General features: G+C 47.3%; 15 protein-coding genes. 13 read left to right on the forward strand and 2 right to left on the reverse strand.

Features of this window, described 5'->3' with window-relative positions; all coding sequences use genetic code 11:
• Positions 1-8 precede the first annotated feature (8 nt).
• From FD960_RS05030 to FD960_RS05055, 6 genes are read left to right on the forward strand one after another with little or no spacing between them, the layout of a single operon-like run.
• The gene (locus FD960_RS05030) at positions 9-1,541 is read left to right on the forward strand and encodes an acyl-CoA carboxylase subunit beta (RefSeq protein ID WP_215300429.1); all 1,533 of its coding nucleotides are present in this window, start codon (positions 9-11) and stop codon (positions 1,539-1,541) included.
• 26 nt (positions 1,542-1,567) lie between these two features.
• The gene (gene accC, locus FD960_RS05035; protein ID WP_215300604.1) at positions 1,568-3,592 is read left to right on the forward strand and encodes an acetyl-CoA carboxylase biotin carboxylase subunit; all 2,025 of its coding nucleotides are present in this window, start codon (positions 1,568-1,570) and stop codon (positions 3,590-3,592) included.
• A gap of 8 nt (positions 3,593-3,600) precedes the next feature.
• Positions 3,601-4,065 (forward strand): VOC family protein, encoded by a 465-nt coding sequence (locus FD960_RS05040; protein WP_215300431.1) that lies wholly within the window; start codon positions 3,601-3,603, stop codon positions 4,063-4,065.
• Positions 4,066-4,084: 19 nt separating this feature from the next.
• Positions 4,085-4,807, forward strand: coding sequence for a tRNA (adenosine(37)-N6)-threonylcarbamoyltransferase complex dimerization subunit type 1 TsaB (tsaB, locus tag FD960_RS05045; RefSeq protein WP_215300433.1), 723 nt, complete (start codon positions 4,085-4,087; stop codon positions 4,805-4,807).
• Positions 4,800-5,345: a ribosomal protein S18-alanine N-acetyltransferase gene (gene rimI / locus FD960_RS05050; protein WP_215300434.1), complete on the forward strand. Its 546-nt coding sequence runs from the start codon at positions 4,800-4,802 to the stop codon at positions 5,343-5,345. Before tsaB ends, rimI begins: the two co-directional genes overlap by 8 nt.
• A complete protein-coding gene (locus FD960_RS05055; RefSeq protein WP_215300436.1) occupies positions 5,342-5,893 on the forward strand; it encodes a hypothetical protein in 552 nt (183 codons plus the stop codon). Before rimI ends, FD960_RS05055 begins: the two co-directional genes overlap by 4 nt.
• 29 nt (positions 5,894-5,922) lie before the next feature.
• On the opposite strand, the gene lplT is transcribed toward FD960_RS05055, so the two are convergent.
• Entirely contained in the window at positions 5,923-7,242 is a 1,320-nt protein-coding gene (gene lplT / locus FD960_RS05060) for a lysophospholipid transporter LplT (protein ID WP_215300437.1), read from the reverse strand.
• A 74-nt stretch (positions 7,243-7,316) separates the two neighbouring features.
• Between lplT and alr the strand changes: the two genes are divergently transcribed.
• The gene (gene alr, locus FD960_RS05065; RefSeq protein WP_215300605.1) at positions 7,317-8,417 is read left to right on the forward strand and encodes an alanine racemase; all 1,101 of its coding nucleotides are present in this window, start codon (positions 7,317-7,319) and stop codon (positions 8,415-8,417) included.
• Between the two features lie 40 nt (positions 8,418-8,457).
• Here alr and FD960_RS05070 read toward each other — a convergent pair whose 3' ends face one another.
• Positions 8,458-9,330 (reverse strand): outer membrane protein assembly factor BamD, encoded by an 873-nt coding sequence (locus FD960_RS05070; protein ID WP_215300439.1) that lies wholly within the window; start codon positions 9,328-9,330, stop codon positions 8,458-8,460.
• 20 nt (positions 9,331-9,350) lie between these two features.
• On the opposite strand from FD960_RS05070, the gene FD960_RS05075 reads away from it, so the two are divergent.
• From FD960_RS05075 to rimO, 6 genes are all read left to right on the forward strand, one after another.
• A complete protein-coding gene (locus tag FD960_RS05075) occupies positions 9,351-10,391 on the forward strand; it encodes an RluA family pseudouridine synthase (protein ID WP_215300441.1) in 1,041 nt (346 codons plus the stop codon).
• The gene (gene pgeF / locus FD960_RS05080) at positions 10,384-11,166 is read left to right on the forward strand and encodes a peptidoglycan editing factor PgeF (protein WP_251369857.1); all 783 of its coding nucleotides are present in this window, start codon (positions 10,384-10,386) and stop codon (positions 11,164-11,166) included. The genes FD960_RS05075 and pgeF overlap by 8 nt, the downstream gene beginning before the upstream one ends.
• A 102-nt stretch (positions 11,167-11,268) precedes the next feature.
• Positions 11,269-12,903 (forward strand): class I poly(R)-hydroxyalkanoic acid synthase, encoded by a 1,635-nt coding sequence (phaC, locus tag FD960_RS05085; protein WP_215300444.1) that lies wholly within the window; start codon positions 11,269-11,271, stop codon positions 12,901-12,903.
• Between the two features lie 21 nt (positions 12,904-12,924).
• Positions 12,925-13,665, forward strand: coding sequence for a 3-ketoacyl-ACP reductase (locus tag FD960_RS05090; protein WP_215300445.1), 741 nt, complete (start codon positions 12,925-12,927; stop codon positions 13,663-13,665).
• A gap of 114 nt (positions 13,666-13,779) precedes the next feature.
• Entirely contained in the window at positions 13,780-14,337 is a 558-nt protein-coding gene (gene phaR, locus FD960_RS05095) for a polyhydroxyalkanoate synthesis repressor PhaR (protein ID WP_215300447.1), read from the forward strand.
• A gap of 2 nt (positions 14,338-14,339) precedes the next feature.
• Positions 14,340-15,698 carry a 30S ribosomal protein S12 methylthiotransferase RimO gene (gene rimO / locus FD960_RS05100; protein WP_215300449.1) on the forward strand — a complete coding sequence of 453 codons (1,359 nt, stop codon included), beginning with the start codon at positions 14,340-14,342 and terminating at the stop codon, positions 15,696-15,698.
• Positions 15,699-15,708: the final 10 nt, after the last annotated feature.

The following is a 15,708-nucleotide window of genomic DNA, read 5'->3' on the forward strand; positions in this document are numbered from 1 at the left end:
GAGTAGTTATGAAGGAAATCATTCAACAGCTTGAAGCAAAGCGTGAACTCGCCAGATTAGGTGGCGGGCAAAAACGTATTGCGGCACAACATTCCAAAGGTAAGTTGACCGCGCGTGAGCGTATTGAGCTGCTCCTGGATGCTGGCACCTTTGAAGAGTGGGATATGTTTGTTGAGCATCGTTGTCATGACTTTGGCATGGATGAGCAGACTGTTCCAGGCGATGGCGTTGTGACTGGCTACGGCATGATTAACGGCCGTTTGGTTTTTGTTTTCTCGCAAGACTTCACTGTTTTGGGTGGGTCATTATCTGAAGCGCATGCTGAGAAGATTTGCAAGATCATGGATCAAGCCTTGAAGGTTGGCGCTCCTGTGATTGGTTTAAATGACTCTGGTGGCGCTCGTATTCAAGAGGGTGTAGCTTCTTTGGGTGGCTATGCAGAAATCTTCCAGCGCAATGTCACTGCTTCTGGTGTGATTCCTCAGATCTCCCTCATCATGGGCCCATCCGCTGGCGGCGCTGTGTACTCTCCAGCCCTGACGGATTTCATCTTCATGGTGAAAGATAGTTCTTACATGTTTGTAACAGGTCCTGAAGTGGTGAAGACTGTTACTCACGAGGATGTGACTGCTGAAGAACTCGGTGGCGCTGTAACCCATTCAACGATCTCAGGCGTCTGCGACTTGGCGTTTGATAACGATGTCGATGCCATCATGATGTTGCGCCGTTTCTTTAACTACTTGCCTTTATCCAATCGCGAAAAGCCGCCCATGATCAATGGTGCGATGCGTACTGAAGAGCCTGACTTTTCACTGGACACTTTGGTTCCCAGCAACCCAAATCAACCGTATGACATGAAAGAGTTGATCGAAAAGATTGTGGACGATGGTGAGTTCTTTGAATTGCAGCCAGATTACGCAAAAAATATCCTAATTGGTTTTGCTCGCATGGAAGGTCGTTCAATTGGCATCGTAGCCAACCAGCCCTTAGTTCTAGCTGGTTGCTTGGATATTAAAGCCTCGATTAAGGCTGCGCGTTTTGTGCGCTTCTGCGACGCGTTCAATATCCCTGTAGTGACTTTAGTCGATGTTCCTGGATTTATGCCTGGTACATCGCAAGAATACGGCGGCATCATTAAGCATGGCGCCAAGTTACTTTATGCATACGCTGATTGCACCGTTCCTAAAGTTACCCTGATTACCCGCAAAGCCTATGGTGGTGCGTATGACGTGATGGCTTCAAAGCATCTACGTGGTGACGTGAACTTTGCCTGGCCATCGGCTGAAATTGCTGTAATGGGCCCTAAAGGCGCCGTAGAAATTATCTTCCGCGAAGAAAAGTCTGATCCGGAGAAAATCGCCGCACGCGAGGCTGAGTACAAAGCAAAATTCGCGAATCCATTTGTAGCGGGTCGTCGTGGCTATATCGATGACGTGATCTTGCCACACGAGACTCGTAAACGTATTTCTCGTTCTTTGGCCATGCTCAAAGATAAAGAACTCACAAACCCTGCGCGTAAACACGGCAACATTCCTCTCTAAGGCGCCGATACATCATGACTACGAAAATGTTTAAGAAAATTTTGATTGCAAACCGCGGTGAGATTGCTTGCCGTGTAATGAAAACTGCCCAGAAAATGGGTATCAAGACGGTTGCCGTATATTCAGAGGCGGATAAAGAAGCGCGCCATGTGCAAATGGCTGATGAGGCTGTTTTTATTGGACCAGCGCCTTCGCGTGAATCCTATCTCGTGATGGATCGCATCATTCAGGCTTGTAAAGATACCGGCGCCGAAGCGGTTCATCCTGGCTATGGCTTCTTGTCTGAGAATGAGCAGTTTGCCAAACGTTGTGAAGAAGAGGGCATTGTGTTCATTGGCCCCAAACACCAATCTATTGCTGCGATGGGTGACAAGATTGCGTCTAAGAAGCTTGCTTTAGAGGCAAAGGTCAACACCATTCCAGGTTACAACGAGGCCATTGACACCAACGAAGAGGCTGTCAAGATTGCTCAAGGCATTGGCTACCCAGTCATGATTAAGGCCTCAGCAGGCGGCGGTGGCAAAGGCCTGCGGGTTGCATTCAATGATAAAGAGGCTGCAGAGGGTTTTGCAGCCTGTAAGACAGAAGCAATGAATAGCTTTGGTGATGACCGCATCTTTATTGAGAAGTTTGTTGAAGGTCCGCGGCATATTGAGATTCAAGTGTTGGGCGACGCTCATGGCAATGTCGTTTATTTGGGTGAGCGTGATTGCTCTATCCAACGCCGTCATCAGAAGGTAATTGAAGAGGCGCCATCTCCATTTATCGATCCAGCAACTCGTAAGGCGATGGGTGAGCAGGCGGTTGCTTTAGCAAAGGCTGTGAACTACCAATCAGCGGGAACCGTTGAATTTGTCGTCGGCAAAGATAAGTCTTTCTATTTCCTGGAGATGAACACCCGTTTGCAGGTGGAACATCCTGTTACCGAGGGCATTACCGGTCTGGATTTGGTAGAGCAGATGATTCGCGTTGCCGCTGGTGAAAAATTAGCATTTAAACAAGAGGACATTAAGTTAGATGGCTGGTCGATGGAGTGTCGTATTAATGCGGACGATCCATTCCGTAACTTCTTGCCTTCAACTGGCCGTCTGGTGAAATATCGTCCGCCCGAAGCGGTCAATGGTGTCCGGGTTGATACTGGTGTGTACGAAGGCGGCGAAATTCCGATGTACTACGATTCCATGATTGCAAAGTTGATTGTGCATGGTAAAGACCGTACTGAGGCAATTGAAAAAATGCGCGGCGCATTGAATGATTTTGTTATTCGAGGAATTCACTCTAATATTCCATTCCAGGCAGCATTGCTGCAGCATCCACGTTTCGTCTCTGGAGACTTCACCACCGGCTTTATTGCTGAAGAATACCCAGATGGCTTTAAGAAAGATTCTGTTCAGCCAGCAGATCCTAAGCGTCTCGCAGCCTTAGCCGCATTTATGCGCTATCGCTACCTCGAACATATTCAGATGATTGACGGTCAATTGGCCGGTCATGAAATGACTATTGCGAAGAAGTTCGTTGTAGTGACGGGCTCACGCGTCGGATCTAAAGATGATATGAAAGAGGTTCCGATTCGTGTGGAGTTAAAAGAGGGTGTTTACTCTGTTTATATCGAAGAGGAAAATGACATTAGTCGTTACAACATCGTCAGTGATTGGCGTCCTGGTCAAATTTGTCTGTATGCAACGATTAACGGCACCAGCAAAATTACTGCCCAAGTCGATCGTAAGGGTGTGAAATATTCCTTAGTATTAGATGGCGCTCATTATGAGTGCATGGTTCTCAGCCCTTTGGGTGCTGAGCTCCAGCGTCGCATGCTAGTAAAAGTTCCGCCGGATACTTCTAAGTTGGTGATGTCGCCAATGCCTGGTTTGTTAACCAACGTCTCCGTTAAGGTCGGTGAGGCTGTAACTGCGGGTCAAAAATTGGCAGCAATCGAAGCCATGAAAATGGAAAATACTTTGGTAGCAGCTCAGGACGGCGTTGTTGCGGAAATTTGTGCCAATGTTGGTGAAAGTTTAGCGGTGGATCAATTGATCATCCGCTTCGAATAGGACTCAACATGACTAAGCTATTTAGGATTTTAGGAATTCAACAAGTCGCGATCGGTGGCGAAAATAAGGATCGCCTTCGTAAGCTATGGGTTGATTTACTTGGATTTGAATACAAAAGCACATTTGTCTCCGAGCGTGAAAATGTTGATGAAGATATTTGTGCGATTGGTAAAGGTGCTCATGAAATTGAAGTGGATCTAATGCAGCCATTTGATATTGAGAAGAAGCCTGCTGTTCATCAAACTCCTTTAAATCATATCGGCCTATGGGTTGATGATCTGCCTAAAGCGGTTGAGTGGTTGTCGGCTCAGGGCTTGCGATTTGCTCCAGGCGGCATTCGTAAGGGTGCGGCTGGTTATGACATCACGTTTGTTCATCCAAAAGGGAATGAAGAATTTCCATTGTGTGGCGAAGGTGTCTTAATTGAGTTGGTCCAAGCTCCACCGGATATCATTCAGGGTCTAAGTTCATAAGTTTGTAAGAGAGCCCAAATTGACTCGAATCTTAGCCATCGACACCTCTTCAGCGTGGTGTTCGGTGGCTTTATCTTTAGATGATGCAGCGCCATTTGTCCGACGCCAAAGGGTATCGGCTGGCGCTAGCCAGCTTCTGCTTCCGTGGATTGACGAGCTTTTGGTCGAGTCAGAGATTAAGATGGCGTCTTTGGATGCTATTGCTGTAGATGTCGGTCCAGGCGCTTTTACTGGGGTACGTTTAGGTGTTGCTGTTGTCCAGGGTTTGGCGACTGCGATAAAATTGCCCGTCATTTCCGTGGCAAGCCTAGATGCTATTGCGGCGCAATTAATTGAAGCGCCTAGCTTTAGGAAAAGTCAGGCCCAGTCCTTTGTGGTTGCTGTTGATGCCAGGATGGGCGAAGTGTATTGGGCGAAATACATAACACAGGAAGAAAATTTACCCGCCCGTATCGGAGATATTCAACTGAGCGCGCCAGAATCCGTTGACTTGCTTGGGACGGAATTTGTAGCAGGCAGTGCCATTGCAGAGTTTGGTGATCGCCTCTTTACATCCCTTGGGGCACCATTGCCGCTTGAACGCATGGATGCAGAGATTGCTGTTGACGCCTTAGGCGTATTGGCTTGCGCTAAAATGCAGTGGACTCACGGCAATCAACAGGATGTTCATTTACTTGAGCCTTTGTATGTCCGCAATAAGGTTGCATTTACGTCAGCGGAGCGTAGTCAGCAGAATGAGTAATTCATCTTCATTTACTAGCGGCTCAACTGAGGACGTTTCTGAACTGTCATTTATGCCTATGGCCGTAGCTGATTTAGATGCGGTGCTTGCTATTGAGTCAATTTCCCATATTCACCCTTGGACACGGGGTAATTTTTCGGATTCCTTGGAGGCGGGGCATTGGGCATATTGTGTTCGCCCGCAAATAGATGATGCCGTTCATGGGAGCTTTCTTGACCCACAAATTCTTTGGGCATACTGTGTTTTGTATCCGGCGGTTGATGAGCTGCATCTCTTAAATATTACGGTCTCACCAAAATTACGTAGATTGGGTATCGGCGAAAAAATGATGCATGCCATCGAAGGCGTGGCTGCTCAACAGTCAATGCCACGTATCCTGCTTGAAGTCAGGCCGACTAATACTAGCGCTCTGAAGCTATATGAACGCTTGGGATATCAGCAAATTGGTATGCGTAAAAATTATTATCCTGCTGATTCTGCTACGGGGATGCGCGAGGATGCCTTGGTGATGGCTAAATCGATTAAGCTAGAGGCATGAGCTCAAATTCCGCCTTCTTAAAAGAAATGGGTATCACTGAATGGACGTCGCGTGATGGTATGGAGTCCCATTCAATTACCGCTTCCTCTAGTCAGCCTGTGGTGATGGAGCGTGAGGCGATTACAGCGACATCTGCGCCCGAGCAAGTATCTGAAAGGGCTTCTTCTGGGCTTTGGTGGTTCTTTGGAAATACACCGAAGGGTGATGCGGAGATCCTATTGCAAAACATTGTTCGTGTGCTTGGATTGAGTCCTCAAGAGTGGTCCTGGAAAAGTCCAGCAGACAGTATTCTTCCTGAGCAACTTCCTCAGGATGGGACTCCGATTGTCGCGCTTGCTTTCGGTGGTTCTGCAGCTCAAAAACTATCTGGTGAGCGAGACTCTCTTCCGGAGTTAAGGCAAACAGTATTGGCAATCGATGCCGATGGTGCGGAAGATGTGCCACTGATTGCGACATTTGAGTTGGGGCATTTGGCCTCTAGACCCAAAGATAAAGCTTTATTCTGGCAGGATTTATTGCTAGCTAAATCAGTGCTACAAAATACCTAACGATCAGCTGTCGTGTTCACCACAATGCATTAGTGCTTGTGTTCACCAATGAGATGCATCGAGTCATATTCAGCTTGATTGGCGGCATGTCTCTTGATGACGAGCCACATAATTGCACTCACAGCCACGCCAAACCCAATAATCACAAACTGAATTGGAACGTCGAGCCAGATTAATCCTGAGTAGACAATTAGCATGACTAAGACGGAAATATTTTCATTAAAGTTTTGAACCGCTATCGAATGTCCTGCAGACATTAATACGTGACCGCGGTGCTGGAGTAGGGCATTCATGGGTACGACAAAGTAGCCAGCCAACCAGCCAACCAGAATGAGTAGAAAATACGCCGGCACTAGATTTAAGCTGACTTCTAGGCCTCCGACCGTCCACAAAGTAGTGTTGGGCAACATGTCAGAGTTGTAAATTGCCATAACGCAGACTACAAGGCCCATGGCAATGCCATAAGGCAATACTTTAAGGGAGTGCCGCAATGGAACGCGCCAAGCTGCCCAAACTGCCCCTCCTGCGACTCCAAAAGCCGAGATTGCTTGCAGAATGGCGCCCTGGGAAAGGGTCATGTGAAGCGCTACTTGTGCCCACTTAATCACAATGAACTGAAGAGTGGCCCCGGCACCCCAAAATAAAGTGGTTACCGCTAGGGAGATTTGGCCAAGGCGATCATCCCAGAGCGTCTTGAAGCAAATCGCAAAATCCTTTACCAGCTCAATCGGGTTGGTTTTTTGGGATACATAGCGGGCACCGGTATCGGGGATGCGAAGGTTAATCAGGGCGGCCAATACATAAATCATCATGATGATCAGAATGGCGGATTCTGCCGCTGTATCAATCGAGGTATCCAGGATTGGCATATCAAGACCGAGTAGGCTCTGTGAAACAGTTTTGCTGATCAGTACACCGCCAAGCACCGTACCCATGATGATGGAGCCTACTGTGAGCCCCTCAATCCAGCCATTGGCTGCCACCAATTTCTCTGGGGGGAGCAGTTCTGTCAGGATTCCGTATTTAGCCGGCGAGTAGGCTGCAGCCCCTAGGCCAACGATGGCGTAAGCCAGCAAAGGGTGGCTACCGAACAGCATAACAACACAACCAATGAATTTGATGGTGTTGGTAATAAACATGACATTGCCCTTTGGACGTGAATCCGCAAAGGCGCCAACAAAAGCAGCTAGCAACACGTAGGACAAAACGAAGAATAATTTGAGTAAAGGAGTCATCCAGGCCGGAGCGTTAAGCTGGACCAAGAGGGCGATTGCTGCGATCAGCAATGCGTTATCAGCAAGCGACGAAAAAAATTGCGCCGCCATAATGATGTAAAAACTGCGGTTCATTCGTACAATCTAGTCATTAATGCAATTAAAACATGAAAGGAGGGGTGGATATGGGCTTATCAGCTAATCGCTTGATTAATAGGCCAATTTTGGCATCTATTCGCACCGAGGCCTTTCGTCATAATTTAAACCGAATTCGTGAACTCGCCCCGCAATCTAAGATTTGGTCGGTTATTAAGGCAAAAGCCTATGGCCACACCATCGAAGCAGCTATAAAAGGGCTTGAATCGACTGATGGATTTGCCCTGCTTGATATTGCTGATGCGCAATGGCTGAGGGATCATGGTTGGCGTGGACGCATCTTGCTGTTGGAGGGGCTATTTCAGAGAGAAGAGTTGACCCTTGCGGCGCAGTTGCATTGTGACCTGGTTGTTCACAGCGAAAAGCAAGTTCAATGGCTTGAGTCATATCAACACCATTCCAGCCAGCCAATCGATGTTTTCTTGAAGCTAAATTCGGGGATGAATCGCTTGGGATTCAAGCCTGATGAATACCGCACCGCTTTTCATCGCCTTCATTCAGTTGGATGCCATTTGCATCACATGACGCATTTTGCCAATGCTGATCAGGTGGATCGTTCGCCAAGCGTGGGCGAGCAGCTTGAGTGTTTTGAGGGTGCTATCGAAGGGCTTTCAGCGCCAACATCATTGGCTAACTCAGCAGCCATTTTATGGCACCGTAATGTGCCAAGCGATTGGGTAAGGCCTGGAATCTTGTTATACGGAGTTTCTCCAACGGGTAGTTATGCCGATATCGTGCGATCTGATTTTCAGGCGGTAATGCAACTTCGCAGTGAAATTATTGATATACAGACTCTTCAGAAGGGTGACCGCGTTGGATATGGCGGTCGCTTTGAAGCCCCAGAAGAGATGCGTATTGCGGTGATTGCTTGTGGATATGCCGATGGCTATCCTAGACATGCTCAGGACGGAACGCCGGTCTGGGTTGAAGGCGCAGGCAGTGATAATGACGGCGTAGTTTGCCCCATCGTTGGTCAAGTATCTATGGATATGTTGACGATTGATTTACGCGACGCCCCCAATGCAAAAATTGGCAGTGTTGTTGAGTTATGGGGTAGCGAGGTGCCTGTAGATGATGTTGCTCAAATGAGTGGAACGATTGGTTACGAGTTGATTTGCGCTTTGGCGCCTCGTGTGCCGGTTGTTACTGAATAATGAGCAGGGTAATTCGGTAAGCCAAATTACCCCAACACAATTATTTGTTCCAGATTTGCCACCATCTGCGCTCTTTTTGAACGCGTTGGCCTGTGACCATCATTTGACTGTCTGGGAAGTTCAGTTTGAATACTCTTAATGAGTCATTACTTAAATCAGTCATTCCCAACTTTTCGTAAGACTTTACTAGCAAATAGAGCGCTTCCTCTACTGCAGGCGCGCGATCATAATCATGAATTACTAGTTGTGCACGGTTTGCGGATGCGAGATAAGCGCCGCGCTGATAGTAAAAGCGTGCAACGATGACATCTGCTTCTGCTAGGGAGTTCACGATATAGCGCATGCGGTCTAAAGAATCTGGCGCATATTTACTATCCGGAAATCTCTCTACAACCACCTTAAATGATTCAAAAGCCTCTTTAGCCGCTTTAGGATCGCGCTCACTGAGATCTTGACCAGTGAATTTTCCAAGCCAACCCAAGTCATCATTAAAGCTAATGAGTCCCTTGAGGTAATAGGCATAATCTAAATTTGGGCTGCCTTGGTGCAGCTTAATGAAGCGATCAATTGCCACCAAAGCTTGCGCTTGCTCTTGACCCTTCCAGTAGCAATAGGCAGCATTGATTTGCGCTTGTTGCGAGTAAGGGCCAAACGGGAAACGGCCTTCTAATTTCTCAAAGTATTTGCCGCACTTAGCGTAATCAGCGTCGTTTAGCTTTTCATTAGCTTCTGAGTAAAGCTTTGTTTCGGACCAAAGATCGCTATCGTCTTTAGTGCCATCGCTACCGGCACAGCCACTTAATAAGAGGGTGCTAACGCTGGCGCCAAGCAGCAGGGCAAGGATGGATTTTTTAGAAGATGACTTCAAAATGGCAGCAAGCCTTAAACTGGCGTCTGTAATAACGTCCGACATAACTAAAAGGCTCTTTAAGCGTGGCATTGCCGCATACTCCCGATTCGAATCCCATTGATTATATCGATGAAGAGGATTTCATTGCCCTAGAAATACCCGATGAGGTCTCTGGCGAGCGTTTAGATAAGTATCTGGGCGGCGCTTTGCCTGATTATTCCCGTAATCGCCTAAAAGCCTGGGTTGAGGCTGGCGCTGTTACGGTTGATGGAAAAGTCACTAAAGCCAGGTATTTACTGCGTGGCGGGGAAAGCGTGAAGGTCTTCCCCCAAGAAATGCCGGAGCAATATGCTTTTGCTCCAGAAGATATCCCATTGGATGTGATTTATGAGGATTCAGCCATTATTGTGATTAATAAGCCGGCTGGGCTGGTAGTGCATCCCGCGGCTGGCAATTGGACGGGCACCTTGCTCAATGGCTTACTGCATCGTTTTCCAGAGCTCAAGAATCTCCCCCGAGCAGGGATTGTCCATCGATTGGATAAGGACACCTCCGGGTTAATGGTTGTGGCCCGAACAGATACTGCTCAGACTTCATTGGTTAGGCAGCTTCAAGATAGAACCGTAGGTCGTCGTTATTTAGCCTGGGTATGGGGTGAAGCTCCATCCCAAGGGAAGGTTCTTGCCTCGGTGGGGCGTGATCAACGGGATAGGCTCAAAATGGCTGCTGGCTCCCCCCAAGGCAAGCCCGCGGCCACCTTGTTCCGTCGATTGGCTAAAGGTTCTTATTTAGACTCCCCAGTTGCACTCTTAGAGTGCAGACTAGAAACCGGTCGCACTCATCAAATCCGTGTTCACCTCGAATCCCTTGGCTTTCCCTTGTTGGGAGATCCGGTTTACCGTAAACGAACGCCAGGCGTAGCTAAATCACTCCCTTTCGAGCGTCAGGCTTTGCATGCCTACGCCTTGAGCTTGCAACATCCAAGCACTTCTGAGTGGATGACATGGTTCAAGTTGCCTCCCGAAGATTTAATGGGCTTACTTCACCAGGTCTCTATGGGGGAGCAAGATCTCCCCAAAGAGGAGGCATTAATGGCCTCTATTCACAATGATCACCGTGACTAAGTCTCTCGCTCTACATCAATCTCCCGACTGGTTGTTGCCGGCTGGTGTTAAAGCAGCCTTTACGACGAGGGTCGGAGGAGTCAGTAAGCCACCATTTGACTCATTCAACCTCGGCCTGAATGCTGGGGATGATTTGAATGATGTTTTGAGAAATCGCGAAATTTTGAGGGGTGTACTGCCCGCTGAGCCTCAGTGGCTAAAGCAGGTTCATGGCACCCAAGTGAGCACCCCCGCATCGAGAGCATTGCAAGGCGCTCAACCATATGAAGCAGATGCCTCTGTAAGCAACTACCCAAATGATGTTTTGGTAGTCTTGACGGCTGATTGCCTGCCAGTTTTATTTTCTAGTCGTGCCGGCGATGTTGTTGGTGCTGCGCATGCTGGGTGGAGGGGTCTTAGCGCTGGAGTATTGGAAAATACCGTTCAGGAAATGCGTGCCCTGTCTCCTGGTTTGTTGCCTCAAGATATATTGGTTTGGATGGGTCCGGCTATCGGGCCTCAGGCGTTCGAGGTGGGTCAAGATGTAGTCGATGTCTTTTTAGGTCAGAGCCATTCCGATCTAACGGCTGCATTTATACCTATTCCTGCTAGCCCCGGGAAATATTTAGCCAACCTCTATCTCTTAGCTCAAGACCGCTTACGGTCATTAGGTATTAATAGCATCCAGGGCGGGGGGCTTTGCACTGTCGTAGACAGGGCTCATTTCTTTTCCTACCGTCGCGATCAGGTCACGGGGCGTTTTGCTTCTTTGATTTGGATTTCCTCCGAGAAATAATCTCGGGGTTATTACTAGCTTAGCCCTAAGGCTAGGGTTAGTGCGTATAACCCTTCAAGCCTTATAGAAGGAGAATGGTCTCTACAACTTTACGAGATCAATATGTTTCCAGGCATGAATTCAGGTGTTGCGCCATCTTTGGCGCCGCAACATATGGCATTAATTCCACCAGAGCGTTTGTCAGAAATTCAAAATGAATACTTCACCGAGCTGGCTCATCTTGCTACTAATCCTGATGGTATTGAAGTAAAAGATCGTCGCTTCTCTGGAAAGGCTTGGCATTCAGCTTGGAGCAAGATGATTGCGGCAACTTATTTGCTGAACTCCAAACATCTCCTTGCGCTTGCAAAAGCTGTAGACGCAGATGAAAAAACTAAAGTCAAAATTTTGTTCACCACAGAACAAATGATTGATGCATTATCGCCAGCCAATTTCATTGCTACTAATCCAGAGGTTCTTGAGAACATTATTAGCACCCAAGGCCAATCCATTCAAAACGGGATTGTGAATTTATTGGGTGACTTGAAAAAAGGCAAAGTTTCACAAACCGATGAGAGTGCTTTTGAGGTTGGTAAAAATATCGCGACCACAGAAGGTCAAGTTGTTTACCGCAACGATTTATTTGAACTCATTCAATACACGCCATTAACCGACACAGTTTATGAGCGCCCCTACTTAATGGTGCCGCCTTGCATTAACAAGTATTACATTCTCGATTTGCAGCCAGATAATTCGGTAGTGCGTTATATGGTTGAACAAGGACATACAGTATTCCTGGTCTCCTGGAAGAACCCAGATGCCTCGATGTCAAAGATCACTTGGGATGACTACGTTGGTGAAGGCGTTATTAAGGCAATAGAAGTGGTTAGGGATATTGGCGCAACCGATCAAATTAATGTGCTGGGATTTTGTGTTGGCGGAACACTCACTTCAACCGCATTGGCGGTCTTAGCTGCGCGTAAGAAAGATTACGTCGCGAGTCTGACTCTATTAACTACCCTGTTGGATTTCAGTGATACAGGCATCTTAGATGTCTTCATTGATGAGGGCATGGTGAAGTTGCGTGAGAGCACTATTGGCGGCGAGGCTGGTAACTACGGCATGATGTCTGGACTTGATCTTGGTAATACCTTTTCATTCCTGCGTCCAAACGATTTAGTTTGGAACTATGTCGTGGAGAACTATCTCAAAGGAAATTCTCCGCCGCCATTTGATCTGCTGTACTGGAATGGTGACTCAACCAATCTTCCTGGACCCATGTATTGCTGGTACTTGCGTCATACCTATCTGCAAAATGATTTGATCAAACCGGGCAAGCTAACTGTATGTGGCGAGAAGGTTGATCTGGGCAAGATTACTGTGCCTGCATATATTTATGCCTCGCACGATGATCATATTGTTCCTTGGAAATCTGCTTATGAATCAACGCATACTCTGAAGGGCAAAAACCGATTTGTATTAGGCGCATCTGGACATATCGCTGGCGTGATTAATCCGCCAGCTAAAAATAAGCGCCATTATTTTGAAAATAATAAGTTAGCCAAAACCGCCGATGAATGGTTGGCGGCCGCGAAAGATATCAAGGGTAGTTGGTGGCCCAACTACGCTCAATGGTTAGAACAGTTTGGTGGCAAAAAGATTAAGGCCAGCAAAACGTTTGGCAATGCACGGTACAAAAAACTAGAAGCTGCGCCTGGTAAGTACGTGAAAGAAAAAGCAACAGCAGCTACTTCATAATATTTTTACAAGGGGAAACACATGTCTCAAAAGATTGCATATGTAACCGGCGGTATGGGTGGTATTGGTACTGCTATTTGTCAGCGCCTAGCAAAGGATGGTTTTAAGGTAATTGCTGGATGTGGCCCTAATTCACCGCGCAAGGATCGTTGGATTGCAGAGCAGAAAGCCCTGGGTTATGACTTCATCGCCTCCGAGGGAAATGTTTCCGATTGGGATAGCACGGTCGCCGCGTTCGATAAAGTGAAGGCAGAAGTAGGGCGTGTAGATGTATTAGTCAATAACGCCGGTATTACGCGTGATAGCGTATTCCGCAAAATGACTCCGGATGCATGGAAGGCGGTGATCGATACCAACCTTAATTCCTTATTTAATGTCACAAAGCAGGTTGTTGATGGCATGGCAGATAACGGTTGGGGTCGAATTATCAATATTTCCTCAGTAAACGGTCAAAAAGGGCAGTTTGGACAATCCAATTACTCAACCGCCAAAGCTGGCTTGCATGGTTTCACGATGGCCCTGTCACAAGAATTGGCGTCCAAGGGTGTTACTGTGAACACGGTTTCCCCTGGCTATATTGGTACCGACATGGTCAAAGCGATTCGCGAGGATGTCTTGGAAAAGATTGTCGCTGGCGTTCCAGTTAAACGTCTTGGCACCCCAGAAGAGATCGCCTCTATTTGCTGTTGGATTGCATCCGATGATGGTGGATACGCCACTGGAGCTGACTTCTCGCTAAATGGTGGCCTTCATACGGGTTAAACCACGTAAATTTCGCTGTTTTTGTTGTTCGCTCGTCGGCATATTTACCTTTAGGCCAAACTAGGGATAAACTATGTCGATGTTGCGTTGCAGTATCGAGAGTTAGGAAAACATATGGTTACACGTTCTAAGAAGACCGGCGAGAGTCGTCTCATTAAAAAATATCCCAATCGTCGTTTATATGACACCCAAACCAGTACTTATGTGACGCTAGCTGATATCAAAAATTTGGTGATGTCTGGCGATGCTTTTAGTGTGGTTGATGCCAAAACTGAAGATGACTTAACACGCAATATTTTGTTACAAATTATTTTGGAAGAAGAGGCTGGCGGTGCACCAGTTTTCTCAACCCAAATGCTCTCTCAAATTATTCGCTTCTATGGAAACTCTATGCAGGGTTTAATGGGAAGTTATCTAGAGAAGACAATGCAGTCTTTTGTGGATATTCACAATAAGCTCGGTGACCAAACTCAGGGTTTGGGGGCTGGCAGTACTCCAGAGGCGTGGGCAAAAATGTTGAACCTTCAGAATCCATTAATGCAGGGTTTGATGGGTAACTATATGGAGCAGAGCAAGGACCTGTTTGTGAAAATGCAAGAGCAAATGCAAAATTCACCAGCGATCTTTAGCGGCTTCCCGTTTACACCGCCTAACAAAACAGAAAAAGAATAGTTGTGGCTGGAAAAGTAGGTTTTGTTTCCTTGGGCTGTCCCAAGGCTTTGGTTGACTCTGAACTTATTCTCACGCAACTGAGTGCTGAGGGTTATGAGACAGCTAAAGATTATTCTGGTGCCGATCTCGTAGTAGTCAATACCTGCGGCTTTATTGATTCAGCCGTAGAAGAGAGTCTTGCTGCTATAGGCGAGGCTCTTGCTGAGAATGGCAAAGTGATTGTTACGGGTTGCCTCGGCGCACGCAAGAATGCTGATGGTACGGATTTGATTCAAAGCATTCACCCTAAGGTTCTGGCCGTGACGGGGCCGCATGCTACTGATGAGGTGATGCAGGCAATTCATGAGCATCTGCCTAAGCCACATGATCCGTTTACGGATTTATTGCCACCAGTCGGTGTCAAGCTCACTCCAAAGCACTACGCCTATCTCAAAATATCCGAAGGCTGCAATCACCGTTGCACTTTTTGCATCATTCCAAGCTTAAGGGGTGATTTAGTTTCACGCCCCATTGGCGAGGTATTGCTCGAAGCAAAAAGACTTTTTGAGTCTGGCGTAAAAGAGTTGTTGGTGGTATCTCAAGATACGAGCGCCTATGGTGTGGATATTCAGTACCGCACTGGCTTTTGGGACGGCAAGCCCATTAAAACGCGGATGTTTGACTTGGTGAATGCTTTGAATCAAATCGCCCGCGAGCACCAGGCATGGGTCCGCTTGCATTATGTTTATCCATATCCTCATGTGGACGATATTCTCCCTTTGATGGCTGAGTTCTCTGATCATGGTTATGGTGTGTTGCCATATTTAGATATCCCCTTGCAACACGCTCATCCTGATGTTCTAAAACGCATGAAGCGTCCCGCGAGCGGTGAAAAGAACTTAGATCGCATTCAGTCATGGCGCGACGCCTGTCCAGATCTAGTGGTCCGCAGTACCTTTATTGCTGGATTTCCGGGTGAGACCGACGAAGAGTTTCAATACCTTCTGGACTTTTTGGAAGAGGCTCAAATTGATCGTGCAGGCTGTTTTGCGTATTCGCCGGTTGATGGCGCTACTGCCAATGAGCTTGCAAATCCCATCCCTGATGCCATTCGAGAAGAGAGGCGGGCTCGTTTTATGGCTAAGGCTGAAGAAATCTCTGTTAAACGACTTGCTAAAAAAATAGGCAAACGTATTCAAGTATTGATTGATAGGGTCGATGAGTCGGGCGGTATAGGTCGAACCATCGGTGATGCCCCAGAAATTGACGGCTTAGTAAGGGTTTTACCGCCCAGTAAGCCATCAAAACGCTACAGAGCAGGTGAAATCATCAAGGTTACGGTGATTAGCTCCCAAGGGCATGACCTAATAGCCGAAACTTGACTATTGGAAT

Origin of the sequence: Polynucleobacter sp. AP-Nino-20-G2, from assembly GCF_018688235.1 — a bacterium.
Classification (GTDB): domain Bacteria; phylum Pseudomonadota; class Gammaproteobacteria; order Burkholderiales; family Burkholderiaceae; genus Polynucleobacter.

Excerpts from the sequence above, each read along its gene's own strand:
- FD960_RS05030 (WP_215300429.1), top strand. The coding sequence starts at position 9 with ATGAAGGAAATCATTCAACAGCTTGAAGCAAAGCGTGAACTCGCCAGA.
- accC (WP_215300604.1), top strand. The coding sequence starts at position 1,568 with ATGTTTAAGAAAATTTTGATTGCAAACCGCGGTGAGATTGCTTGCCGT.
- FD960_RS05040 (WP_215300431.1), top strand. The coding sequence starts at position 3,601 with ATGACTAAGCTATTTAGGATTTTAGGAATTCAACAAGTCGCGATCGGT.
- rimI (WP_215300434.1), top strand. The coding sequence starts at position 4,800 with ATGAGTAATTCATCTTCATTTACTAGCGGCTCAACTGAGGACGTTTCT.
- FD960_RS05055 (WP_215300436.1), top strand. The coding sequence starts at position 5,342 with ATGAGCTCAAATTCCGCCTTCTTAAAAGAAATGGGTATCACTGAATGG.
- lplT (WP_215300437.1), bottom strand. The coding sequence starts at position 7,242 with ATGAACCGCAGTTTTTACATCATTATGGCGGCGCAATTTTTTTCGTCG.
- FD960_RS05070 (WP_215300439.1), bottom strand. The coding sequence starts at position 9,330 with ATGTCGGACGTTATTACAGACGCCAGTTTAAGGCTTGCTGCCATTTTG.
- phaC (WP_215300444.1), top strand. The coding sequence starts at position 11,269 with ATGTTTCCAGGCATGAATTCAGGTGTTGCGCCATCTTTGGCGCCGCAA.
- FD960_RS05090 (WP_215300445.1), top strand. The coding sequence starts at position 12,925 with ATGTCTCAAAAGATTGCATATGTAACCGGCGGTATGGGTGGTATTGGT.
- phaR (WP_215300447.1), top strand. The coding sequence starts at position 13,780 with ATGGTTACACGTTCTAAGAAGACCGGCGAGAGTCGTCTCATTAAAAAA.